Origin of the sequence: Rhodoferax sp. BLA1 (assembly GCF_013416775.1) — a bacterium.
Taxonomy (GTDB): domain Bacteria; phylum Pseudomonadota; class Gammaproteobacteria; order Burkholderiales; family Burkholderiaceae_C; genus Rhodoferax.
In genome coordinates, this window is the sequence record NZ_SZVI01000013.1 from 341,489 (window position 1) to 364,072 (window position 22,584).

Annotated in this window: 16 protein-coding genes; 3 read left to right on the top strand and 13 right to left on the bottom strand. The window is 61.9% G+C overall.

All coding sequences use genetic code 11. The features are described 5' to 3' along the window. Window positions 1–2: 2 nt before the first annotated feature. The 5 genes from pssA to purL form a co-directional block, all read right to left on the bottom strand. Window positions 3–632 carry a CDP-diacylglycerol--serine O-phosphatidyltransferase gene (gene pssA / locus FDG13_RS16990; protein ID WP_180130918.1) on the bottom strand — a complete coding sequence of 210 codons (630 nt, stop codon included), beginning with the start codon at window positions 630–632 and terminating at the stop codon, window positions 3–5. 61 nt (window positions 633–693) lie between these two features. Further along, the gene (locus tag FDG13_RS16995; protein ID WP_180130921.1) at window positions 694–1,791 is read right to left on the bottom strand and encodes an NAD(P)-dependent alcohol dehydrogenase; all 1,098 of its coding nucleotides are present in this window, start codon (window positions 1,789–1,791) and stop codon (window positions 694–696) included. A gap of 176 nt (window positions 1,792–1,967) precedes the next feature. Beyond that, window positions 1,968–2,405: a GNAT family acetyltransferase gene (locus FDG13_RS17000; protein WP_180132550.1), complete on the bottom strand. Its 438-nt coding sequence runs from the start codon at window positions 2,403–2,405 to the stop codon at window positions 1,968–1,970. 24 nt (window positions 2,406–2,429) lie between these two features. Then, a complete protein-coding gene (locus FDG13_RS17005) occupies window positions 2,430–2,765 on the bottom strand; it encodes a hypothetical protein (protein WP_180130924.1) in 336 nt (111 codons plus the stop codon). A 61-nt stretch (window positions 2,766–2,826) separates the two neighbouring features. After that, entirely contained in the window at window positions 2,827–6,921 is a 4,095-nt protein-coding gene (gene purL, locus FDG13_RS17010; protein WP_180130927.1) for a phosphoribosylformylglycinamidine synthase, read from the bottom strand. Window positions 6,922–7,088: 167 nt separating this feature from the next. On the opposite strand from purL, the gene map reads away from it, so the two are divergent. Continuing rightward, window positions 7,089–7,898 carry a type I methionyl aminopeptidase gene (gene map, locus FDG13_RS17015; RefSeq protein ID WP_180130930.1) on the top strand — a complete coding sequence of 270 codons (810 nt, stop codon included), beginning with the start codon at window positions 7,089–7,091 and terminating at the stop codon, window positions 7,896–7,898. 29 nt (window positions 7,899–7,927) lie between these two features. Then, on the top strand, window positions 7,928–10,528 hold the full coding sequence (locus FDG13_RS17020; protein ID WP_180130934.1) for a [protein-PII] uridylyltransferase: 2,601 nt from the start codon (window positions 7,928–7,930) through the stop codon (window positions 10,526–10,528). Between the two features lie 77 nt (window positions 10,529–10,605). Here the strand turns inward: FDG13_RS17020 and FDG13_RS17025 are convergent, their stop codons facing one another. The 7 genes from FDG13_RS17025 to hemN all read right to left on the bottom strand — a co-directional run bounded on the left by FDG13_RS17025 (window position 10,606) and on the right by hemN (window position 21,350). Further along, a complete protein-coding gene (locus FDG13_RS17025; RefSeq protein WP_180130937.1) occupies window positions 10,606–11,199 on the bottom strand; it encodes a peptide deformylase in 594 nt (197 codons plus the stop codon). Next, the gene (ligA, locus tag FDG13_RS17030; RefSeq protein ID WP_180130940.1) at window positions 11,196–13,412 is read right to left on the bottom strand and encodes an NAD-dependent DNA ligase LigA; all 2,217 of its coding nucleotides are present in this window, start codon (window positions 13,410–13,412) and stop codon (window positions 11,196–11,198) included. The genes FDG13_RS17025 and ligA overlap by 4 nt, the downstream gene beginning before the upstream one ends. 6 nt (window positions 13,413–13,418) lie before the next feature. Beyond that, on the bottom strand, window positions 13,419–14,456 hold the full coding sequence (locus FDG13_RS17035; protein WP_180130943.1) for a cell division protein ZipA C-terminal FtsZ-binding domain-containing protein: 1,038 nt from the start codon (window positions 14,454–14,456) through the stop codon (window positions 13,419–13,421). Beyond that, window positions 14,453–17,977: a chromosome segregation protein SMC gene (smc, locus tag FDG13_RS17040; RefSeq protein WP_180130948.1), complete on the bottom strand. Its 3,525-nt coding sequence runs from the start codon at window positions 17,975–17,977 to the stop codon at window positions 14,453–14,455. The genes FDG13_RS17035 and smc overlap by 4 nt, the downstream gene beginning before the upstream one ends. A 217-nt stretch (window positions 17,978–18,194) precedes the next feature. Then, on the bottom strand, window positions 18,195–19,190 hold the full coding sequence (gene dusA / locus FDG13_RS17045) for a tRNA dihydrouridine(20/20a) synthase DusA (protein ID WP_180130951.1): 996 nt from the start codon (window positions 19,188–19,190) through the stop codon (window positions 18,195–18,197). A gap of 72 nt (window positions 19,191–19,262) precedes the next feature. Beyond that, on the bottom strand, window positions 19,263–19,943 hold the full coding sequence (locus tag FDG13_RS17050) for a sulfite exporter TauE/SafE family protein (protein WP_180130954.1): 681 nt from the start codon (window positions 19,941–19,943) through the stop codon (window positions 19,263–19,265). A gap of 9 nt (window positions 19,944–19,952) precedes the next feature. Next, window positions 19,953–21,350: an oxygen-independent coproporphyrinogen III oxidase gene (hemN, locus tag FDG13_RS17055; RefSeq protein ID WP_180130957.1), complete on the bottom strand. Its 1,398-nt coding sequence runs from the start codon at window positions 21,348–21,350 to the stop codon at window positions 19,953–19,955. Window positions 21,351–21,496: 146 nt separating this feature from the next. Between hemN and fnr the strand changes: the two genes are divergently transcribed. After that, window positions 21,497–22,207: a fumarate/nitrate reduction transcriptional regulator Fnr gene (fnr, locus tag FDG13_RS17060; RefSeq protein ID WP_078366994.1), complete on the top strand. Its 711-nt coding sequence runs from the start codon at window positions 21,497–21,499 to the stop codon at window positions 22,205–22,207. A gap of 3 nt (window positions 22,208–22,210) precedes the next feature. Here the strand turns inward: fnr and FDG13_RS17065 are convergent, their stop codons facing one another. Beyond that, window positions 22,211–22,492, bottom strand: coding sequence for a nitrogen fixation protein FixH (locus FDG13_RS17065; protein ID WP_180130960.1), 282 nt, complete (start codon window positions 22,490–22,492; stop codon window positions 22,211–22,213). Between the last annotated feature and the right edge of the window lie 92 nt (window positions 22,493–22,584).

A 22,584-nucleotide genomic window follows, 5' to 3' on the forward strand; every position in this document is an offset into this window, starting at 1 on the left:
GATCAGAATTTGGGGATACGGATGCGGCTCACCATCAGCGAGCCCGACACAGCAAACATCAACACCAAGGGGTGCAAGGTGAAGCCCGCGATGCTGACACTGCCAAACCACAGCGCCTGGTGCAAGGCGCCTTGCGAACCGGCCAGCCCCAGCACCCCCACCAGCAGCAAGGACGTCGGGATCGGTGTGCCCTCAAAATACTTGACCTTGCCCTGCCCTTCCTGAGAAAAGGCCTCGGCCGTCACGTTGTACCGCGCCAGACGCGACACACCGCAGGCCACAAACGCGGTCAGGATGACGCGGTCGTACAGACCCTGCATGCCACAACCATAAGCAATCAAGGCGGGGGCCACCCCAAACGAGATCACGTCGGCCAAAGAGTCGAGCTCACGCCCGAGCACCGAGGTTTTTTGGCGCCAACGGGCAATACGCCCATCCAGCACGTCAAAAATGAAGGCCGCCAGCACCAGCCAGCAGGCGTAGAAGACATGGGTGACCAGGCCGGTTTGCAGGTAGGTCATGATCGAAAACATGGCCCCGGTGCCACAAATTGCGTTGCCCAACGTGAACCAGTCGGCCAGCGTGAACTCGCGAATCATCTGAAAAGGTTTTTTGGGATCGTTGGTACTCATGGCCTGAGGTTAACCCACTCTGACACCGTTACCATGCGCCGAGCAACACCCTTGCGACCGATCAGGGTTTGATGGCGACCTTGAGCACACCATCACGCTGGTTGGCAAACAACTCGTAGGCTGCAACGATGTCGTCCAACCGGTACTGGTGGGTGACCAGCGCCCCCAGGTCGATGCGGCCCGACTGCACCACATTCATCAAGCGGCGCATACGCTCTTTTCCCCCTGGGCACAGCGCGGTGTTGATCTTGTGATCCCCCAGGCCCGCAGCAAACGCCGACAGCGGGATGGTCAGGTCACAGGAATACACGCCCAGGCTCGACAAGGTACCACCGGGTTTGAGCACGCGCAGCGCCGACTCGAACGTCTGCTGGGTGCCCAGCGCTTCAATCGAGGCATCCACACCGCGCCCGCCAGTGAGTTTCAAAACCTCGGCCACCACATCGCAGTTCCTGAAATTAAGCGTCACATCCGCACCCATTTTTTGAGCGATGCCCAGGCGGTGGTCGTTGCCGTCGACCGCGATGATGGTGCTGGCCCCCAGCAAACGGGCACCGGCGGTGGCGCACAGGCCAATCGGGCCCTGGGCAAACACCACCACGGTGTCGCCGATACGGATGTTGGCGTTCTCCGCCCCTTTGAAACCGGTGGACATGATGTCCGGGCACATCAGCACCTGCTCATCGGTCAAACCGTCGGGAATCGGCGCCAGGTTAGCCTGCGCGTCGGGCACCAGCACGTACTCGGCCTGTGTGCCGTCAATCAGGTTGCCAAAACGCCAGCCAGCGGTGGCTTTGTAACCATGGCAACCACAGCGGCCACTGGCCACCAGATAGCTGCCGTCCTGCGAGGGCGCGCCGTCCTGCGCCGCGTAGGAGTTGAAGTTGGGACAGATGGCGCCAGCAATGACCCGCTGGCCCTCCGTGTAGCCCTGCACCGCACTGCCCAGCTTCTCGATCACACCGACCGGCTCGTGACCCACCGTGAGACCCTTGGCCACCGGGTACTCACCTTTCAGGATATGCACATCGGTGCCGCAAATGGTGGTGGTGGTGATCCGCACCAGCGCGTCGTTGGGGCCAACATCAGGGATGGGTTTGCTCACCACCTCAATCCGGCCCGCTTCAACAAACACCGCAGCTTTCATCATGGTCGCCATAAAACCTCCTCAGGTTGAGACAAGTAAGCCATCCCGAACATCGTTTTTCAGTTTAGGACGGATATGTGACCAAGGGAAGCCTCCCAACTGGGTATGTGGGTCTAACTGCGGGGTGCCGCGCTCAACCGGTCATGGCAACGGCCCCAAAGACCGTCGGCGACGCGCTTGCGTGTTGATCAGACCGGTGGCAGGTTCTGGTTGAGCTTTTTGCCCATGCTGACGCGCGGCTCAACCACATAACCCAGCGCCTCGTAAAACGACGCCATCGAGTCATTGCCAGCAATGATCTGCAGGTTGATTTTTAAACAACCACGTGCCGTGAGCGCCTGCTCGGCAAACCGCACCAGCGCCTTGCCCAGCCCCTGCTGGCGGTGGGCAGGGTGCACCGCCACCGCATACAACCAGCCCCGGTGGCCGTCGTACCCGGCGAGCACCGTCCCAACCACGGTGTCATCTGCCACCGCCACAAAAAACAAGCCGTCTGGCGCCGCCAGCTTCTTGTCAATCGCCAGACCCGGCTTGTTGTGGCTGTCTTCGTAACCAAAAACGGTTTCCCACAAGGCAATCACCTGGCGCCGGTGGGCCCTGTCGTTGTATTCGATGATGGTGTGCATGGTCATTCAAGGCATGTGATGAGGCTAAACATTATCACCATCGGACCATGCTCTTGACCATATCAGCAGCCCGTAAATCATCACACCGAGGCCGATGGCAGGCAGCCGATACAACCAGCGAACACGGCGCGAGAGATGGTCACCCAGCCGTTGAAAATCAGTCAGTGACACATCCAGGCCTGCTGCCAAAGAATACGACATCACCAAACAAACCAGCCCGAGGGTCATCATGGCAAGGCCGTAACGCATGTCCAACAGTCTGAAATCGCCCCAAAGCCAATCCCAGGCAAACAGAACACCGCCACACATCATGGCCATGGCCCACCATGAGACCGAGGTGAAGTAACCGACAGCAGCCATGATGCCAAACGGCACCACGTAAGACAGCCTCTTGACTGGGTTCACCTGTTAGCCGTTGTTGCTACCCCACCCACTTGCGCGCATTGCGCCACAGCTGCATCCAAGGGCTCAAACCTGACACATCCTGGTCGGTCCAGCTCATCTGCACGTTGCGGAACACGCGCTCGGGGTGCGGCATCATGGCGGTGAAACGGCCGTCTGCGGTGGTCACTGCGGTCAGGCCGCCGGGGCTGCCGTTCGGGTTGAACGGATAGGCTTCGGTGGCGGCGCCACTGTTGTCCACGTAACGCATGGCGGCAATCGCCTTGGCCGCGTTGCCACGATACTTGAAGTTGGCAAAACCTTCGCCGTGTGCCACCGCAATCGGCAGGCGGCTACCTGCCAGACCCTGGAAGAACAGTGATGGCGATTCCAGCACTTCCACCAGGCTCAGGCGGGCCTCAAAACGTTCACTCTGGTTGGTGGTGAAGCGCGGCCAGTCCTGCGCGCCGGGGATGATGTCGGCCAGTTCGGCAAACATCTGGCAGCCGTTGCACACGCCCAGGCCAAAGGTGTCGGCACGGCCAAAAAACGCCTTGAACTGGTCTGCCAGCACCGGGTTGAAAGTGATCGAGCGCGCCCAGCCAATGCCAGCGCCCAGCGTGTCGCCGTAACTGAAGCCGCCGCACGCGACCACGCCCTTGAAGTCGGCCAGGTTGGCGCGGCCAGTTTGCAGGTCGGTCATGTGCACGTCAAAGGCCTCAAAACCGGCCTCGGTGAAGGCGTAGGCCATTTCGACATGTGAGTTAACGCCCTGCTCGCGTAACACCGCCACCTTGGGGCGGGCCAGCACAATGGCGGGTGCCGCTACTGTGTTGGTAGCTGACTGCCCTTGTTCCAAAAGGGCTAGCGCCTGATTTGGCAGATATACATGTAAACCCGGGTCAGCGGGTGCACCAGCGGCAGCGTGTTCGGCGTCGGCACAGGCGGGGTTGTCGCGCTGCTGGCAGATCTTCCAGCTGGTGGCGTCCCACACCTGGTGCAGGTCGGCCAGTTTGGCGCTGAAAACGGCCTTGGCATCGCGCCAGACCTGGATCTCACCGACGCCCGCCTGGATCTCGGAGGCCACCGGGCGGGTTTTGCCGATGATGTGGCTATGTTGGCTCAAATGGTGCTCGCGCAGGGTTTGCAACACCGCGCTGCGGTCTGCGGTGCGCACTTGCAACACCACCCCGAGTTCTTCGTTGAACAGGGCTTTGAGGGTGAGTTCGTCGCGGCGACCGCTGATCTGGCCTGCCCAGTTTTTGCTGTCACCCACGTCCATACGGCTGTCAGAGATGCCGTCGCCCTCCGTCACCAGCATGTCCACATTAAGCGCCACACCCACATGGCCGGCAAACGCCATTTCGCAGACGCTGGCGAACAGGCCGCCGTCGCTGCGGTCATGGTAAGCCAGGATCTGGCCCTGGGCACGCAGAGCGTTCACCGCGTTGACCAGGTTGATCAGGTCTTGCGGCTGGTCCAGGTCGGGCACGCTGTCGCCCATCTGACCCAGGGTTTGCGCCAGGATGCTGCCGCCCATGCGGTTCTGGCCACGGCCCAGGTCGACCAGGATCAACGACGTGTCGTCCAGCGCGTTCAATTGCGGCGTGAGGGTGCCGCGCACATCGGCCAGTGAGGCAAAAGCGGTGACGATCAGCGACACCGGCGAGGTGACCTTTTTTGCGGCGCCATCAGCATGCCACTGGGTGCGCATCGACAGTGAATCCTTACCCACCGGGATGCTGATACCCAATGCCGGGCACAGCTCCAGACCAACCGCCTTGACGGTTTCGTACAGTGCGGCGTCTTCACCGGCCTCACCACAAGCGGCCATCCAGTTGGCGGAGAGTTTGACGCGGTCCAGCTCCATCGGTGCGGCCAGCAAGTTGGTGATGGCCTCGGCCACCGCCATGCGACCCGAGGCGGGGGCGTTCACCGTGGCCAGCGGGGTGCGTTCACCCAGGGCCATGGCTTCACCGGCAAAACCCTTGAAGTCGGCCAGTGTCACCGCGCAGTCGGCCACCGGCACCTGCCAGGGGCCGACCATCTGGTCACGGTGGCTCAAACCACCCACGGTGCGGTCGCCAATCGTCACCAAAAAGCGTTTAGACGCCACGGTGGGATGCGCCAGCACGTCGATGGCGGCTTGTTGCAGGGACGCATCGGTCAGGTTCACGGGCGCAAACACACGCTCCACCGAAGCCACGTCACGGTGCATCTTGGGTGGTTTGCCCAGCAGCACATTCATGGGCATGTGGACCGGCAAGTCGGCCTCAGGCTGCGCCACCTGCTGCTTAGCCAGGTCGACATCACCGACCACCAGCTGGCGCGCCTCGGTGGCGACACCGACCACCGCAAACGGGCAGCGTTCACGCTCACACAGGGCCTGGAAGCCCGGCAAGGCATCTGGGCCAATCGCCAACACATAACGTTCCTGGCTTTCGTTGGACCAGATCTCCTTGGGCGCAAGGCCACTTTCTTCGAGCGGCACCGAACGCAGGTCAAACAAGGCGCCGCGTTGAGCGTCGTTGCTCAGCTCGGGGAAGGCATTGCTCAAGCCACCGGCGCCCACATCGTGGATCGCCAGGATGGGGTTGGCCGAGCCTTGCAACCAGCATTGGTTGATGACTTCCTGCGCACGGCGCTGGATTTCGGGGTTGCCACGTTGCACCGAGTCAAAGTCCAGGTGTGCGGCGTTGGCGCCAGTGGTCATCGAGCTGGCGGCACCACCACCCATGCCAATGCGCATGCCCGGGCCACCGAGCTGGATCAGTAGGCTTCCAGCAGGGAACTCAATCTTGTGGGTCTGGCTCTGGTCAATCACCCCCAGGCCACCGGCCAGCATGATCGGCTTGTGGTAACCACGCTGTTCGGTCTGTGTCTTAGCTAGGCCTTGAGCGTCTTTGACGGTGTAGCTCAAAGACTGTTCGTATTCGCGGAAGTAACCCAGCAAATTGGGGCGGCCAAACTCGTTGTTAAAGGCCGCACCACCCAGCGGACCTTCGGTCATGATTTGCAAGGGACTGGCGATGTGGGCCGGTTTGCCATACGCGGCGCTCTGGCCCCAGTCGAGTTTGGAGACGGTGAAACCGGTCAGCCCCGCCTTGGGTTTGGAGCCGCGCCCGGTGGCGCCTTCGTCACGGATTTCACCGCCAGCGCCAGTGGCCGCGCCGGGGAATGGCGAGATCGCTGTGGGGTGGTTATGGGTTTCCACCTTCATCAGGATGTGTTGTGTGGCGCTTTCCTTTTGATAGCTGGGGGCGCTTACCTCATAAGGGCTAGAGGCTGATTTAGCACTGAAACGTTCCACCTGTGCCCCGGCCATCACCGAGGCGTTGTCAGAGTAAGCCACCAGCATGTGCTGCGGATTGGTCTGGTGGGTGTGGCGGATCATGCCAAACAGGCTCTTGTCCTGCGCCACACCGTCAATGGTGAACTGCGCGTTGAAGATCTTGTGGCGACAGTGTTCGCTGTTGGCCTGGGCAAACATCATCAGCTCGACATCGGTCGGGTTGCGCTGCAATTGGGTGAAGGCGTTGACCAGGTAGTCGATCTCGTCCGCCGCCAGCGCCAGGCCAAACTCGGTGTTGGCGGCGAGCAGCGCGGCCTTGCCACCGCCGAGCACATCCACATGGGCCATCGGGGTGGCGGGCAATTCGGTGAACAGGTCCAGGGCCTGGGCACGCTCGAACATCACACTCTCGGTCATGCGGTCGTGCAACAGCTCGGCAATTTGCGCCAATTGTTCGGTGTTGAGGGTCGGTTTGGAGAGCAAACCGCTTTTGAGCGACACGTGGTATTCCACGATGCGCTCGACCCGTTTGATGGCCAGACCGCAGTTGTGGGCGATGTCGGTGGCCTTCGAGGCCCAGGGGGACACGGTGCCAAAACGTGGTGTCACCACAATCAATGCGCCATCCTGCGGGCCGGCGTAGGGGTCGCCATAGGTCAACAAGGCCGCCAGTTGGTCTTTGAGCGCGGGTGTAGGTGCGTCCACACTGGCCACCAGATGCACATAACGTGCGGCAATGCCGTTGATCTTGTCGTGCACAGCTTGCAGGGCTGGCAGGAGTTGCTGGACACGGAAGGCGCTGAGAGCGCTGCCGCCCTCAAAAGGGGTGAGATGCAGGGTCACGGTGGGGGCCTGGAAAGAGATGGACAAAACTGGACAGCACTGGCGGCGCAAGCCGCTGGCCGGACGGGGCCGAAACTGGACCGAATTTTAGCCGGGCCGGGTCACACGCCAGCAGCCGATGGCATACGCGCCTCAGTGGCTTGGAGCCTCACCGATAATCGGGCCCCATGACTATCACCATCAAAGACGCCCAAGGCATTGCCGGGATGCGCGTGGCTGGCCGCCTGACCGCCGAGTTGCTGGACTACCTGGCGCCCTTTGTCAAACCTGGCGTGACCACCAACGAACTCAATGACCTGGCCGAGGCCTACACCACCGAGGTGTTGGGCGCGATTTCAGCCCCGCTCAACTACGCCCCCAGCGGCCACAACCCCTACCCCAAGTCGATCTGCACCTCGGTCAACCACCAGGTCTGTCACGGCATCCCCAACGACAAGCCGCTCAAAAAGGGCGACATCGTCAATGTCGACGTCACCCTGATCAAGGACGGCTGGCATGGCGATTCAAGCCGCATGTACATGGTGGGTGAGGTGTCGGTGGCGGCCCGCCGCTTGTGCAACCTGACCTATGAGGCCATGTGGAAAGGCATCATGAAGGTGCGCGATGGCGCTTACCTGGGCGACATCGGCCACGCCATCCAGACCTTTGCCGAAGGCCAGGGCCTGAGTGTGGTGCGCGAATTCTGCGGCCACGGCATTGGCGCCAAGTTTCATGAAGACCCGCAGGTGTTGCACTATGGCCGCCCGGGCACGCTGGACCAACTCAAGGCCGGCATGGTCATCACCATCGAGCCGATGCTCAACGCCGGTAGGCGTGAGATCAAGGAAATGGGCGACGGCTGGGCCATCGTCACCAAGGACCGCTCTTTGTCCGCCCAGTGGGAACACACGGTGCTGGTCACGCCCACCGGTTACGAGGTGCTGACGCTGTCGGCCAACAGCCCGGCCATCCCGGCCTTTGTGGCACCCAGCGCTTAAAGCTGCTTCCCCCTCCAACGGTGCCCGACATGACCCAACACAAAATCATGCGCAGCCAATACCGCGCCGACAAGGCGCAAATGCTGGCCGAGCTGGCTGGCAGTGGTGCCGCCACACGTGGTGTCAACGCCGCCTTGGTGGGCCTGTCGCAGCTGGCAGACGATGCGCTCAGGCAGCTGTGGCAACAGGCGGGCTTCAGCAGCGGCTGCGCCTTGCTGGCGGTGGGTGGTTTTGGCCGCAACGAGTTGTTTCCGCACTCGGATGTGGATGTGCTGGTGCTGCTGCCCGACGATGTCTCGCCCGAAGCCGACCCGGCACTCAAGACACTGATTGAGGGTTTCATCGGCAGCTGTTGGGACGCTGGCCTGGAAATTGGCTCGAGTGTGCGCAACATCAGCGACTGCCTGGAAGAGGCCGCCAAGGATGTCACGGTACAAACCGCGCTGCTGGAGGCGCGCCTGATCACCGGTAGCCAGAGCCTGTTTGCTGCTTTCCAGAAGGCCTATTTCGCCACCATCGACGCACACGCCTTTTTTGTCGCCAAAACCCTGGAGATGGAGCAACGCCACCACAAGTACGAGGACACTCCCTACGCGCTGGAGCCCAATTGCAAGGAATCGCCCGGTGGCCTGCGTGACCTGCAGACGGTGTTGTGGGTGGCCAAAGCGGCGGGCCTGGGCGCCAACTGGGGCGCGCTGGCCAAGGCCGGTCTGGCCACGCCGTTCGAAGTGCGGCAGATCAAACACAACGAGGCGGTGCTGCGCCTGATCCGCGCCCGGCTGCACCTGCTTTCAGGTCGGCGTGAAGACCGGCTGGTGTTTGACTTGCAAACCAGTGTGGCGGCCTCGTTTGGTTACACCCCGCCCGACATCGCGAAAGACCAGCGCGCCTTTGTGCGCCCCAGCGAGAAGCTGATGCGTCAGTACTACTGGGCAGCCAAGGCGGTAACCCAGCTCAGCCACATCCTGCTGCTTAACATCGAAGAGCGGCTGAACCCGCAAAGCCACACGGTGCGCCAGTTGCGCCCGCTGGACGAGGATTTTCTGGACAAGGCCGGCATGATCGAGGTCGTCAGCGACGACCTGTACCAGCGCAAACCGCACGCCATCCTGCGCACTTTCCTGGTCTACCAGACCCATTACGGCCTCAAGGGTCTGTCGGCCCGCACCCTGCGCGCGCTCTACAACGCGCGCAACCTGATGGGCAGCGACTTTCGCCACGACCCGGTCAACCGCGCCACCTTCCGCCAGATTTTGATGCAACCCAGCGGCCTGACCCATGCGGTGCGGCTGATGAACCAGACCTCAGTGATGGGGCGTTACCTGTGGCCGTTTCGCCGCATCGTCGGCCAGATGCAGCATGACCTGTTCCACGTCTACACGGTGGACCAGCACATCCAGATGGTGCTGCGCAATGTGCGGCGGTTTTTCATGGTGGAGCACGCCCACGAATACCCGTTTTGCTCACAACTGGCCAGCGGCTGGGACAAACCCTGGATTTTGTATGTGGCGGCACTGTTCCACGACATTGCCAAAGGCCGCGGCGGTGACCACTCCAAACTGGGTGCGATGGAGGTGCGGCGCTTTTGCAAACAGCACGACATCGGTGGTGAAGATGCCGAGCTGATCGAGTTTCTGGTGCGTGAACACCTGACCATGAGCCGCATCGCGCAAAAATCTGACCTGGGTGACCCCGATGTGATTGCCAACTTTGCCAAACATGTGGGCAACGAACGCGCGCTGACCGCGCTCTACCTCTTTACCGTGGCCGACATCCGTGGTACCAGCCCCAAGGTCTGGAACGCCTGGAAAGGCAAGCTGCTCGAAGACCTGTACCGCGCCACCTCACGCGCGCTGGGTGGCCACGCCCCTGATGTACACGCCGAGGTGCAGGAGCGCCAGCGCGACGCCTTGATCGAGTTGGCCCTGCTGGCGCAGCCGTTTGAGTCGCACAAGGCCTTGTGGGCCACGCTCGATGTGGGTTACTTCATGCGCCACGATGCGGTCGAGATCGCTTGGCACACGCGCATGTTGTCGCGCCAATTGGGTGGCACCGCACCGGTGGTGCGGGCGCGCCCGTCGCCGGTGGGTGAAGGCCTGCAGGTGCTGGTCTACACACCTGACCAGGCCGACCTGTTTGCCCGCATCTGCGGCTTTTTTGACCAGCGTGGTTTCAGCATTCTGGATGCGCGCATCCACACCACGCAAAACGGTTACGCACTGGACACCTTCCAGGTGGTGGCCACCCACCTGACCGACCACTACCGCGAGTTGGTCAACATGATCGAGTCGGAGCTGGGCCATGTGATTGCCACCAGCGCCGCCCTGCCCGCACCCAGCCGGGGCCGGGTGTCACGCCGGGTCAAGAGTTTCCCGATCACACCGCGCGTGAGCCTCAAGCCCGATGAAAAGGCCCAGCGCTGGCTGCTCAACATCTCGGCCAGCGACCGCGCCGGTCTGCTCTACAGCGTGGCGCTGGTGCTGGCGCGCCACAAGGTGGACCTGAACCTGGCCAAGATCAACACCCTGGGTGAGCGGGTGGAAGACACCTTCCTGATCCAGGGTGCGGCGTTGCAGCACAACCGCAACCAGATCCAGATCGAGACCGAGTTGCTCGACACCCTGAGCTAAGGTTTACAAGCTTTTTTGGCCTCTAGCCCTTATATAACAAGGGCTAATAGCTATCTATTTGATACCAAACCGGGTGCTTAATCCTGGGGTGTATCCAGCCCGGGAAACAGCACCTCGGTGAAACCAAAGGCCTTGAAGTCCCGCACCCGCATCGGGTACAGCGTGCCAACCAGGTGGTCACACTCGTGCTGCACCACACGCGCATGGAAACCCGACACCGTGCGGTCAATCGGGTCACCGTACTGGTCAAAACCGGTGTACCGGATGCGCTCGTACCGCGGTACCTTGGCGCGCAGGCCCGGCACCGACAAGCAACCCTCCCAATCCTCCACCACCTGCGGTAACAACGGCGCGCCATCGGCCTGCACCGCCAACACTTTGGGGTCGTCCAGTCCAGGCGGCAGCGGCAGGATGGTCGGGTTGATCAACACGGTACGCGGCACAACGGGCGCATCGGGGTAACGCGGGTTGAGCTGGTCCGAGCCAAAAATCACCACCTGCAAATCCACCCCGATCTGCGGCGCCGCCAGCCCGGCGCCGTCGTTGGCGAGCATGGTGTCGAGCAAGTCGGTGATCAGCAGGTGCAACTCGTCCGAGTCGAAATGCACCACCGGCAAGGCGATGCGCAGCAGGCGCGGGTCGCCCATTTTGAGAATGGTTCGTACGGTCATGTCTCGACTCCTTGCAAAAGGGCTTGCAGCCCGGCTTCATCCAACACCGGCACACCCAGCGCCAGCGCTTTGTCGAGTTTGCTGCCCGCCTCGGTGCCGGCCACCACATAACTGGTTTTTTTGCTGACCGAGCCCGCCACCTTGCCACCGGCGGATTCGATCAGCGCCTTGGCATCTTCGCGGCCCAGCGTGGGCAGGGTACCGGTCAGCACAAAGGTTTTGCCACTCAAAGGGGTGGGCACGCGCTCGGCGGGTGGGCCTTCGGGCCAAGTCACACCGCAGGCGCGCAACTGCTCAACCACCTCGACGTTGTGCGGTTGTGCAAAAAACGTGCGGATGCTTTGGGCCACGATGGGGCCCACATCAGCAACTTCGAGCAACTGTTCTTCAGGCGCCGCGATGATGGCATCGAGCTGGCCAAAATGCCGCGCCAGCTCCTTGGCCGTGGCCTCACCCACATGGCGGATGCCCAGGCCAAAGAGGAAACGCGGCAAAGTGGTCTGCTTGGATTTTTGCAGCGCATCGAGCAGATTTTGTGCGGACAGGACCGCCATACGGTCCAGCTCCGACAAGGTCGCCATCGCTAGCGCCTGCTGTTTGCTCGGGTCCAGCTCGGTGGCGAGTTGCTCCTGGCTGATCGCCAGCAGCTCGGCCTGCGCACGCCAGCCCAGGCGGTACAGGTCCGGCAAGGTGCGCACCACGTCGCGCTCCACCAGCTGGTCCACCAGCTTGTCGCCCAGGCCTTCGACCTCCACCGCTCGGCGCTGGGCAAAGTGCAGGATCGCCTGCTTGCGCTGGGCGCTGCAGAACAGCCCGCCGGTGCAGCGGTAGTCGGCCTCACCCTCTTCACGCACCGCCACACTGCCACACACCGGGCAGCTGTGCGGCATGGTGAAGACATCGGGCTCACCCACCCGTTTGTCGAGTAACACCGACACCACCTCAGGGATCACATCCCCGGCGCGGCGCACGATCACCGTGTCACCCACGCGCACGTCCTTGCGGCGTGCCTCGTCTTCGTTGTGCAGGGTGGCGTTGGTGACGGTGACCCCACCCACAAACACCGGTGCCAGTTTGGCCACCGGTGTGAGTTTGCCGGTGCGCCCAACCTGCACGTCGATGGCCAGCACGGTGGTCAGCATCTCTTGCGCCGGGAACTTGTGCGCCACCGCCCAGCGCGGTTCACGCGTGACAAAGCCGAGCTGGCGTTGCAAGGCCAAGCTGTCAACCTTGTAGACCACACCGTCAATGTCAAATCCCAAACTGTCGCGCTGCGCACCAATGCGGGTGTAATACGCTACCAAATCAGCAGCACCCCGCCCTTGCTGAACAAGGGCTGAGACCGGAAAACCCCATGATTTGAGGGTTTGCAACATCTCGAAATGGCTGGCAAACACCGGGCCACCGGCATCAGGTGGCGTGATGTCACCCAGGCCGTAGGCAAAAAAGCTCAAAGGCCGCTGCGCCGCAATCGCCGGGTCGAGCTGGCGCACCGCACCGGCGGCAGCGTTGCGTGGGTTGACAAAGGTTTTTTCACCCTTGGCCCCGGCGGCGATTTTCTGGCGCTGGCGCTCATTGAGGGCCTCAAAGTCGTCACGGCGCATGTAGACCTCACCCCGCACTTCGAGCACGGCGGGGATCGCCCTCACCCCTGCCCTCTCCCCAGGGGAGAGGGGGTCAGACACGAGGGTAACCAGCCTGAGCGGGATCTGACCAATGGTGCGGATGTTTTGCGTCACATCCTCACCGGTTTCACCATCACCGCGGGTGGCGGCCTGCACCAGCACACCGTCGACATAGCGCAGGCTCATCGCCAGGCCATCAAACTTGGGCTCGGCCACATAGCCTACCGCCGGGTCACTCTCGGTCAAGCCCAATTCGCGGCGGATGCGGGCGTCAAAATTCTCGGCGCCGCTGGCGCTGGTGTCGGTTTCGGTGCGGATGCTGAGCATGGGCACCACATGGCGTACCGGCTTGAATTGGTCCAACGCCTTGCCGCCGACACGCTGGGTCGGTGAGTCGGGCGTGACCAGATCGGGATGGGCCGCTTCAAGCGCCTGCAACTCCCGAAACAGCCGGTCGTACTCGGCATCGGGGATGGTCGGTGCATCCTCGACGTAATAACGGTGGGCGTGGGTGTGCAACAGCTGGCGCAACTCGGCCAGGCGCTGGGTGTCATCCGGCGGTACGGCAAACAGATCGGGCGTCTGCATGGTCTGTTAAGAGAACAAGCGGCGCGCCAACACCGAACCGGCGCTGAGTTCACGCTGCTCCAGCGTGGTGTAGAGCTGCTCCAACTCGGCGGCAATCACCGACATGGCCTCGGGCGGCAGCGCCACACCGTGGTCGTCGGTGACGATGCCGTCCATCTCCTTGGCCAGCACCTGGGCGCTTTCACACAGGCGGGTGAAGGCCTGTTCGCTGCGGTCAACCTGCGGCACATCCAGCGCCAAGGTCAAATCACGCAGGGCCGACTGCGCCATGTCCTCAGAGAGCGCCGCCTGGGCGTCAAAGCTCAGGCTCAGCACCGGCACCGGGCCGCTGGCACCAGGCAAGACCATGCGCCCAGGCATCGAACCCGGCACAAAACCCAGGCGCGCCGCCATCTGCTGCACATAACTGGCGCTCCAGGCCGAGCGCCGGGCGCGCAGCACAAACACGATCTGCGCATCATGGTCGCTGGCAAACTGGTCCAGCTCGCGCGCACGGGTGACCTCGCGGCGCATCTCAGGGAAGTCGGCCGTGCCATTGATCAGTTCACAAAAGGTTTCGGCCTTGACCACAAATTCAGAAAACTCGATGTCGTTCACCGCACCGGCGCGGTTGGCCAGTTGCAAACCAGCTTGCAGCTGGCTGTAACGCTGGCCAGCGTGGGGTGCCTCCCAGCGCTGGGTGCTGGTGTTGAAGCCTTCCACCGCAAAGGGTTTGCTGCCCACACGCCGGGTCGGTGGCAAGGCCGCCAGCACTGCGTCGCCCGAGACCGGGGCGTCCAGTGCGATGGGGGCGATCACATCAAGCAGGCTGTCCAGCGCGGGCTTTTTCTCGGGCGCAGGGATGACAAAACCGGGGTCCTCAAAACTGCCGTCCAGCGCGGCGATGTCGAGGGTGGGCTCACGCTCAAAAGGCTGGGTGTCAGCGGGGGCTGCGGCTGGCGGCTGGCGTGGCCGGCTTTTGCCCGACAGCCACAGGTAATAACCCAGCATGGCCAGCAACAGCAGACCACCCGCCGCGCCCAAGCCCAGTTGCAACGAATTCATGCTATTTCCCCTTGATCGGCCATGTTCAGGGCCATGTCCATGTCCACCGCCACAATGCGCGAGACACCTTGCTCCTGCATGGTGACACCCACGAGTTGCTGTGCCATTTCCATGGCGATTTTGTTGTGGCTGATGAACAAAAACTGTGTCTCGCGACTCATGCTTTTCACCAGCCGCGCATAACGTTCGGTGTTGGCGTCGTCCAGCGGCGCATCCACCTCGTCGAGCAAACAAAACGGCGCTGGGTTGAGCTGAAAGATGGCAAACACCAGCGCAATCGCGGTCAGGGCTTTCTCCCCACCTGACAGCAGCGCAATGCTCTGGTTCTTCTTGCCGGGTGGCTGGGCAATGACCTGCACGCCCGAGTCCAGTATCTCGTCACCGCTGATCACCAGGCGCGCATTGCCGCCGCCAAACAGCTCGGGGAACATGCGGCCAAAGTGTTCGTTGACGGTGTTGAAAGTGCCCGAAAGCAGCTCGCGGGTTTCACCGTCGATCTTCTTGATGGCGCTCTCCAGCGTGTTCATGGCCTCCACCAAATCGGCACTCTGCGAGTCCAGAAATGCCTTGCGTTCACCCGCCACCGCCAGCTCGTCGAGCGCGGCCAGGTTCACCGCACCCAGGGCAGTGATCTCGCGGTTGAGGCGGTCAATCTCGGCCTGCAGGCCGGTCAGCCGCACCGCGCCGTCGGCCACCGAGGCCGCCACCGCCTCCAGATCGGCCTGGGCATCGGCCAGCAGCTGGGTGTATTGCTCAAAGCCGAGCCGGGCTGCCTGCTCCTTGAGCTGGAACTCGGTGATGCGTGCACGCAGCGGATCCAGCGCGCGCTCCAGTTGCAGGCGGCGTTCGTCACTGGCGCGCAATTTGGCGGTCAGGTCGTCGTAGAGGCTGCGCTGGGCACCCAGGTGTTTTTCACGCTCCAGCTTCTCGGCCAGCGCCTGTTGCAGGCCACCTTGGGCCGCGGCGTCGTTCAGGCGCAGCAACTCATCTTGGGCTCTTTGAGCCTCAGCCCTTACAGAGTCTGATTGTTGCGCTGCGGTTTCAATAGCGCGCGACAACTCGGCACGGCGTGCACCCAGGCTGCGTAGCGCAAAGCTGGCTTCCTGCATCTGGCGCTCCAGGCCCCGCTGCTGCTCTCGGCATTCGTTCAAACGACGCTCGGCGGTGATCACCGCGTCGTCAAGCTGGGCGTGGCGCTCCTGGGTGTCGGCCAGCTGCATGTCGAGTTCTTCAAACCGGACCTCAGCGCTGACACGGCGCTCCTGCAAGTCTTCGAGCTGGGCATCGACCTCGGCCAGGTCCTCAGAGATCTGGGCGCTGCGCTGGCGCGCCTGCTCGGCAGCTTGGCTCAGGCGCAGAGTGTCGACCTGCAGGGTGTGGACCCGCGCCTGGACCTCGGTGGCCTCGCGCCGCGCGGTTTGCAAACGCTGCGAGGCGTCGGCATACGCGGCCTCGGCGCGGGCCAGCCGGGTGCGGGCCTCCTCATGGATCAGCACCTGGGCGCGGCGCTGGCGGTCCAGGTTCTCGATCTCCTGCGCGCGAGCCAGCAGGCCTGCCTGCTCGGAGTCGGGTGCGTAAAAACTCACGCTGCTGCGTGTGACCGCATGACCGGCCCGGACAAAAATGGTCTGGCCGGGCAAGAGGCTGTCGCGGCGGCTCAGCGCGTCTTCCAGGTTCTCGGTGGTGAAGCAGCCTTGCAACCAGTCGTCCAGCACCGCCTGCTGGCCCGCGTCGTGCACACGTAGCAGGCTGGCCAGGCGCACCAACGTGGTCGCGGGCGCAGTGGCCACCGGGGTGGCCGGGCTGTAGAAGGCCAATTTGGCAGGGGGCACGTCCTGGGCAAAAGCCCGCACCAGTTCCAGGCGGCTGACTTCGAGCGCACTCAGGCGCTCACGCAGGGCAGACTCCAGCGCGTTTTCCCAACCGGGTTCGATGTGTAACTGGCTCCACAGGCCTTGCAAATGGTCCAGACCGTGTTTTTGGAACCAGGGTTGTAACTTGCCGTCGGTCTTGACCCGCTCTTGCAAGGCCTTGAGCGCCTCCAGCCGGGCCGACAAATCAGCCAGACCGGCAGATTCGGTGTTGACCAGTTGCTGCTGCAAGCGGCGTTGTTCGTCCAGTTCAGGGGCACTAGTTTGCAACTCAGCCAGCCGGGCCTGTTCGATCTCGGCCTGTTTCTGCGCGTTGCTGAGCTGGGCCTGCAGGTCCAGCAAAGCGACCTCGTCGGGCGCAGTGAGGTTCTGACGGTCTTGTTGCAGGCGTTCGCGGCGCGTGCCGAGCTGGCGCGTTTGTTCTTCAATGCCGCGCTGCTCAGCGGCCAGCACCCCAATCTGCTGCTGCACCTGGGCCACACCGGCGCGTTGTTCGTTGGCGGCACGTTGCGCCTGGCGCAGCGCTTCTTCGAGTTCGGGCAGCTGCTGGGCCTGGTCTTCAACCTGGGCGGCGAGCAACTCGTTCTTTTCCTCACCCAGCAGTTCCAGCTCGGACAGGTTTTCCAGCTCGGTCTGGGCGTCTTGGCTGCGCGTGGCCCATTGAGCGGCCTGTTCTTGCAAGGTGATCAGGCGCTGCTCCACCCGCTGGCGGCCTTCGACCACAAACCGGATTTCGGCCTCCAGGCGGCCGACTTCGGTGCTGGCCTCGTAGAGCTTGCCCTGGGCCTGGTTGACCTGGTCGCCGGCAGCATAGTGGGCCTGGCGCACGGTCTCCAGTTCGGACTCCACATGGCGCAAGTCGGCCATGCGAGATTCCAGCGCGTTGACCGCCTCTTGCGCTTCAGTATGCACGCGGGTCTGGTCGGTCTCGGACTCGGCGCGCTTCAAAAACCAGAGCTGGTGCTGCTTGAGTGACGCGGCCGCAGACAAGGTGTTGTACTTCTTGGCGACCTCGGCCTGTTTTTCCAGCTTGTCCAGGTTGGCGTTCAACTCGCGCAAGATGTCCTCAACCCGTGTCAGGTTCTCGCGGGTGTCGTGCAGGCGGTTTTCAGTCTCGCGGCGGCGTTCCTTATATTTGGAGACGCCTGCGGCTTCTTCGAGGAACAAGCGCAACTCTTCCGGGCGGCTCTCGATGATGCGGCTGATGGTGCCCTGGCCGATGATGGCGTAGGCACGTGGCCCCAGGCCAGTGCCCAGGAACACGTCCTGCACGTCACGGCGGCGCACCACCTGGTTGTTGATGTAGTAGCTGCTGGTGCCGTCGCGGGTCAACACACGTTTGACGGCGATCTCGGCAAACTGGCTCCACTGGCCACCAGCGCGGTGGTCGTCGTTGTCAAACACCAGTTCAACACTGGCGCGGCTGGCGGGTTTGCGGGTGGTGGTGCCGTTGAAGATGACGTCCTGCATCGATTCACCACGCAGCTCGGACGCCTTGCTTTCACCCAGCACCCAGCGCACCGCGTCCATGATGTTGGATTTGCCGCAGCCGTTGGGGCCAACCACGCCGACCAGTTGGCCGGGCAACAAAAAATTGGTGGGCTCAGCAAACGACTTGAAGCCGGATAACTTGATGGAATTAAGACGCACGGGTGGGGAGGATTCTGGACTAAAGGTGGGAAGGACTCAGCGTTTCACGGGCGGCCTTCCACAACGGCGTCATGATAACTTGCCTGCCTGGCACAGCGGTAACGCAGCCTGTCACACCGCCACCCACCGGCGGCGGCAGTACCGACCCAGTCACACCGAGCTACCACAAAAAACATAGCTACAAACCCAATCAAATCAAGGGATAGAGACCAATTTCTTATGTATTCTGGTGCCCATGGGCGATGGCCATGACCTGGGCTGGGGGCAAGGTTTTAAGGCTGTGGTCACTCCAGACACGGCGCCAATGGCGCGCACCCGGCAAACCATGGCGCAGGCCCAGCATGTGCCGCGCAATCGACGGCCAGTGGGTACCGTGGGCCGCATGTTCACGGACCATGTAGTCCACCATCTGCTGCTCCACCGCTTCGCGGCTGAGTTCAACCGCTGCCGGTGAAACACCCACCAGCGCATCCCACTCGGTCAGCCACCACGGGTTGTGGTAAGCCTCGCGGCCGAGCATGACCCCATCGACCTGGGCCAGATGGGTCTGTAACTGTTCGGTGGTGGTGATACCGCCGTTGAGCACGATGGTCAGATCGGGAAAATCCCGTTTGAGACGGCAGGCCCAGTCGTAGCGCAATGGCGGGATGTCGCGGTTGTCCTTGGGGCTCAGGCCTTTGAGCCAGGCATTGCGCGCATGCACGATGAAGGTGGAACAACCGGCCTGGCTGACCGCACCCACAAAATCGCAGACAAAGTCATAACTCTCGACCTGGTCGATACCAATGCGGTGTTTGACGGTGACCGGCACATCAACCACATTGACCATCGCCTTGACGCAATCCGCGACCAGTTGTGGCTCGGCCATCAGGCAGGCGCCAAAGGCGCCGCGCTGCACCCGTTCACTGGGGCAGCCGCAGTTGAGGTTGATCTCCGAATAACCCCAGTCCGCGCCCAGCTTGGCGCAGGTGGCCAGATCGGCGGGGTCGCTGCCGCCCAATTGCAGGGCGACGGGTTGCTCCTCCTGGTTAAAACGCAGGTGGCGCGCCACATCGCCATGGATCAGCGCGCCGGTGGTCACCATCTCGGTGTACAGCAGGGCCTGGCGCGACAGCAGCCGGTGGAAATAACGACAGTGGCGATCGGACCAGTCCAACATGGGCGCCACGGACAGGCGCCATCTTTGGGGTTCTACGGAAAACTTGGGTTGCATGGGCTGGATTATCCCAGCCAGCCGCTGGAGCCAATCCAGCAGAACAAACGCAGCGTCTTTGAGGTCAGCAAGCTATCCGGGTGGCAGACACCAGGGCGCCTGATCGTGGGCGTAGGCCATCCACAGCGCCCAGGCCGCACTGCCCGCCAGGGCCAAGCCAGCCAGCCTGACACCCCAATCCCCCTGGCTGTTGCGTCCCAGACGCAGCCACAACCAAGGCCCGAGCATCATCGACACCGTGGTGCCCAGGGCAAACAAGGCCATGACCAGGGCACCGTCCAGCGCATGCCCCGACAGACCCGCCACCAGCAGCGCCGAATACAACAGGCCACAGGGCAACAGCGCCCACAACACCCCCAGAGCCAGCGTGCCCGACAAACCCCGGCTGACCACTAGGCTACGCGCCTTGGTCCAGATTTTTTTGCCGAGTTGTTCGAGCCAGATGGGTTGCTGCGCGTTCCAGAGCAGGACCAGGCCCATCACCAGCACCGCCACATGGAACAGTGTCCAAACCGGCCGCAAGGCCGCGCTTTGCACCGTCATCCAGCCCAGGCCCTGCATCGACGCGGCGGCCAGCGCCCCCATGGCCGCGTAACCAAGGACTCTACCGCCTTGAAAGACCCACATGGCCGAGAGCTGACGTTCACCCGCAGCACGCCCGATACCGGCGCAAGCTGCGCCACACATGGCAATACAGTGGGGGCCGCCTGCGAGTCCCATGAACAAGGCGGTGGTGGCGAGGGCTGTTTGCATGCCCTCAGGTTAGAGGATTTTGGAAAACTTGGTGCGTGTACGGTCAGTTTGCAAATAGCGGTCAAACACCATGGCCACAGCCCGAACAAAGAACCAGCCCTTGGTTGTGACCTGGATACCGGACTCCTCCAGCGTCACCAGACCCTGCTCCACCTGGGCTTGCATCGCTTCCATTTCTTTGGCGAAGTACTGTTTGAAATCGATCAGATAGGCCGACTCGATGGACTCGTAGGACAGCTGCCCTTGGCACATCAGCGCCATGATGACACCGCGGCGTACCAAATCGTCACGCGACAAGGCCAAGCCCCGCACAATCGGGAACTGCCCCTGGTCGAGGAAGTCGTAATACTCTTCCAGCGTCTTGGCGTTTTGGCTGTAGGTGGCGCCCACCCGGCCAATCGACGATACGCCCAAGCCAATCATGTCGCAATCGGGCTGGGTGCTGTAACCCTGGAAGTTGCGATGCAGCCGCCCTTGGCGCTTGGCAATGGCCAGCGAGTCCGTGGGCAAAGCGAAGTGGTCCATACCAATGTAGACATAACCCGCCGCCATGAAGGCTGCCATGGAGCGCGCCAGCATCGAGACCTTGGCGGCAGCGGTGGGGATCTCGACCGAGGAGATCCGGCGCTGTGGTTTGAAGCGTTCGGGCAAGTGGGCGTAGGCATACAAGGCGATGCGTTCGGGCCGCAACTCCACGATCTGCGCCAGGGTGCGGTCAAACGACTCGGGGGTCTGTTCTGGCAAACCGTAGATCAGGTCAGCGTTGACCGACTCAAAACCACGCTCACGCGCTGCAGCCACCAGCGCAAACACCTGTTCTGCCGGTTGGATGCGGTGCACCGCTTTCTGCACCGCCGGGTCGAAGTCCTGGATACCAAAACTCAGCCGGTTGAAGCCGAGCTCGGCCAGCACATCCAGGCGTTGGTTGTCGATGGTGCGGGGGTCGATCTCGATCGAATACTCACCCTCTGGGAGCAGCTTGAAACTGCGGCGCAACAGGGCCATCAGGTCGCGCAATTCGGCGTCTGACAAAAAGGTGGGGGAGCCACCGCCAAAATGCAGTTGTGACACGGCCTGCCCCAGACCCATGTGTTGGGTGTGCAGGTCGACTTCCCGACTCAGATAACGCAGGTACGCCGCGGCCCGGTCATGGTGTTTGGTGATGATCTTGTTGCAGGCGCAGTAGTAACACAGGGCCTCGCAAAATGGGATGTGAACATACAGAGACAGTGGCAACGCCAACGCGGCAGCGCCAGAACGACGCTGTTCCAGCGCCAAAGCGTAATCCTGAGCGGTAAATGCCTCCACGAAGCGATCTGCGGTTGGGTAGGAGGTGTACCGGGGTCCGGACACGTCGTATTGCCGGATCAAAGCTTCGGAGATGGGTTCTGCTGCAGATTCGATCATTGAAAATTCCCTTATTTCAGACGCTGTAACTGTGCCGCTTGGCCTCTTTTTCACACTTGATATTGATCAACCAAGAGGGAGAAACCGAATAGGCCCAATTTGACATTTATCAGCTGTTGGTGAAGAACAATGTCAAAATCGTGATCATGAATTATGAGACCATCAAAATCGCTTGTGCTAACTGCAATATGCGCGAGCTGTGTATGCCCATTGGCCTGACCCAGGATGAACTCAATCGCATCGATGAAATGATTGGCTCCCGGCGCAAGGTCAAGCGTGGCGAGACCCTCTTTCATAACGGTGAGCGCTTCACCAACCTGTATGCCATCCGCACCGGTTTTTTCAAGACCTGTATCACCTCTGAAGACGGGCGCGATCAGGTCACGGGTTTTCAGATGGCCGGGGAAATCATTGGCATGGACGGCATCGTCAACGACTACCACTCCTGCGATGCGGTGGCTTTGGAAGATGCCGAAATCTGCGCCATGCCCTTTGCCCAGATTGAAGCGCTGTCAAGAGAGGTCAATGCGCTGCAACACCATGTTCACAAGATCATGAGCCGTGAAATTGTGCGTGAGCATGGTGTCATGCTGCTGCTGGGCAGCATGCGGGCCGAAGAACGCTTGGCAGCCTTTTTGCTGAATCTGGCGCAGCGCCTGCACTCACGCGGGTTTTCGCAGTCCGAGTTGATTCTGCGGATGACCCGGGAAGAGATTGGCAGCTACCTGGGTCTCAAACTGGAAACCATCAGCCGCACCTTCTCAAGGTTTGTCGAAGACGGTATCGTCGCTGTCAAACAGCGCCACGTGCACATCCTCAACACCAGCGCGCTGCAAGACATCGTTAACCCGAAGTAGTCCTTACTTCGGCAACTCAGGGGACACTTTGGGGGCGGGGATGACGCCCGTGGCCGCATGGTTGCGCGCCATCATGGCGGGTGCATCACCACTGTCAATGGTTTTTGATGACCTGATGTGCTCTATTTCAATGTCCTGACCCGAGACAATCTGGTTCGGGCTGTTGGCAATGAAATAAAAAGTCACGATGCACGCAAAAATGACAGCCACCGGGCCGCTGATCACCAGCCACACGTGGCCGTAGGACCACCAGGGTTTGTCGTCGTTCGGAGACTCATGTTTCATGGGTTTACCTTTTTCATCCTCAGGTTCTGCAAAGATCGATTGACCTCATCATAAAAAAAGAGGGAAACATAGCTGCTTCCCTCTCATCATGC

What these genes read in the sequence shown, in the direction of transcription:
- FDG13_RS17020 (WP_180130934.1), top strand. Translation starts at nt 7,928, where the DNA reads ATGACCCAACACAAAATCATGCGCAGCCAATACCGCGCCGACAAGGCG.
- map (WP_180130930.1), top strand. Translation starts at nt 7,089, where the DNA reads ATGACTATCACCATCAAAGACGCCCAAGGCATTGCCGGGATGCGCGTG.
- fnr (WP_078366994.1), top strand. Translation starts at nt 21,497, where the DNA reads ATGAATTATGAGACCATCAAAATCGCTTGTGCTAACTGCAATATGCGC.
- FDG13_RS17050 (WP_180130954.1), bottom strand. Translation starts at nt 19,943, where the DNA reads ATGCAAACAGCCCTCGCCACCACCGCCTTGTTCATGGGACTCGCAGGC.
- FDG13_RS17065 (WP_180130960.1), bottom strand. Translation starts at nt 22,492, where the DNA reads ATGAAACATGAGTCTCCGAACGACGACAAACCCTGGTGGTCCTACGGC.
- hemN (WP_180130957.1), bottom strand. Translation starts at nt 21,350, where the DNA reads ATGATCGAATCTGCAGCAGAACCCATCTCCGAAGCTTTGATCCGGCAA.
- FDG13_RS17005 (WP_180130924.1), bottom strand. Translation starts at nt 2,765, where the DNA reads ATGGCTGCTGTCGGTTACTTCACCTCGGTCTCATGGTGGGCCATGGCC.
- FDG13_RS17025 (WP_180130937.1), bottom strand. Translation starts at nt 11,199, where the DNA reads ATGACCGTACGAACCATTCTCAAAATGGGCGACCCGCGCCTGCTGCGC.
- FDG13_RS17000 (WP_180132550.1), bottom strand. Translation starts at nt 2,405, where the DNA reads ATGCACACCATCATCGAATACAACGACAGGGCCCACCGGCGCCAGGTG.
- ligA (WP_180130940.1), bottom strand. Translation starts at nt 13,412, where the DNA reads ATGCAGACGCCCGATCTGTTTGCCGTACCGCCGGATGACACCCAGCGC.
- dusA (WP_180130951.1), bottom strand. Translation starts at nt 19,190, where the DNA reads ATGCAACCCAAGTTTTCCGTAGAACCCCAAAGATGGCGCCTGTCCGTG.
- FDG13_RS17035 (WP_180130943.1), bottom strand. Translation starts at nt 14,456, where the DNA reads ATGAATTCGTTGCAACTGGGCTTGGGCGCGGCGGGTGGTCTGCTGTTG.
- pssA (WP_180130918.1), bottom strand. Translation starts at nt 632, where the DNA reads ATGAGTACCAACGATCCCAAAAAACCTTTTCAGATGATTCGCGAGTTC.
- FDG13_RS16995 (WP_180130921.1), bottom strand. Translation starts at nt 1,791, where the DNA reads ATGGCGACCATGATGAAAGCTGCGGTGTTTGTTGAAGCGGGCCGGATT.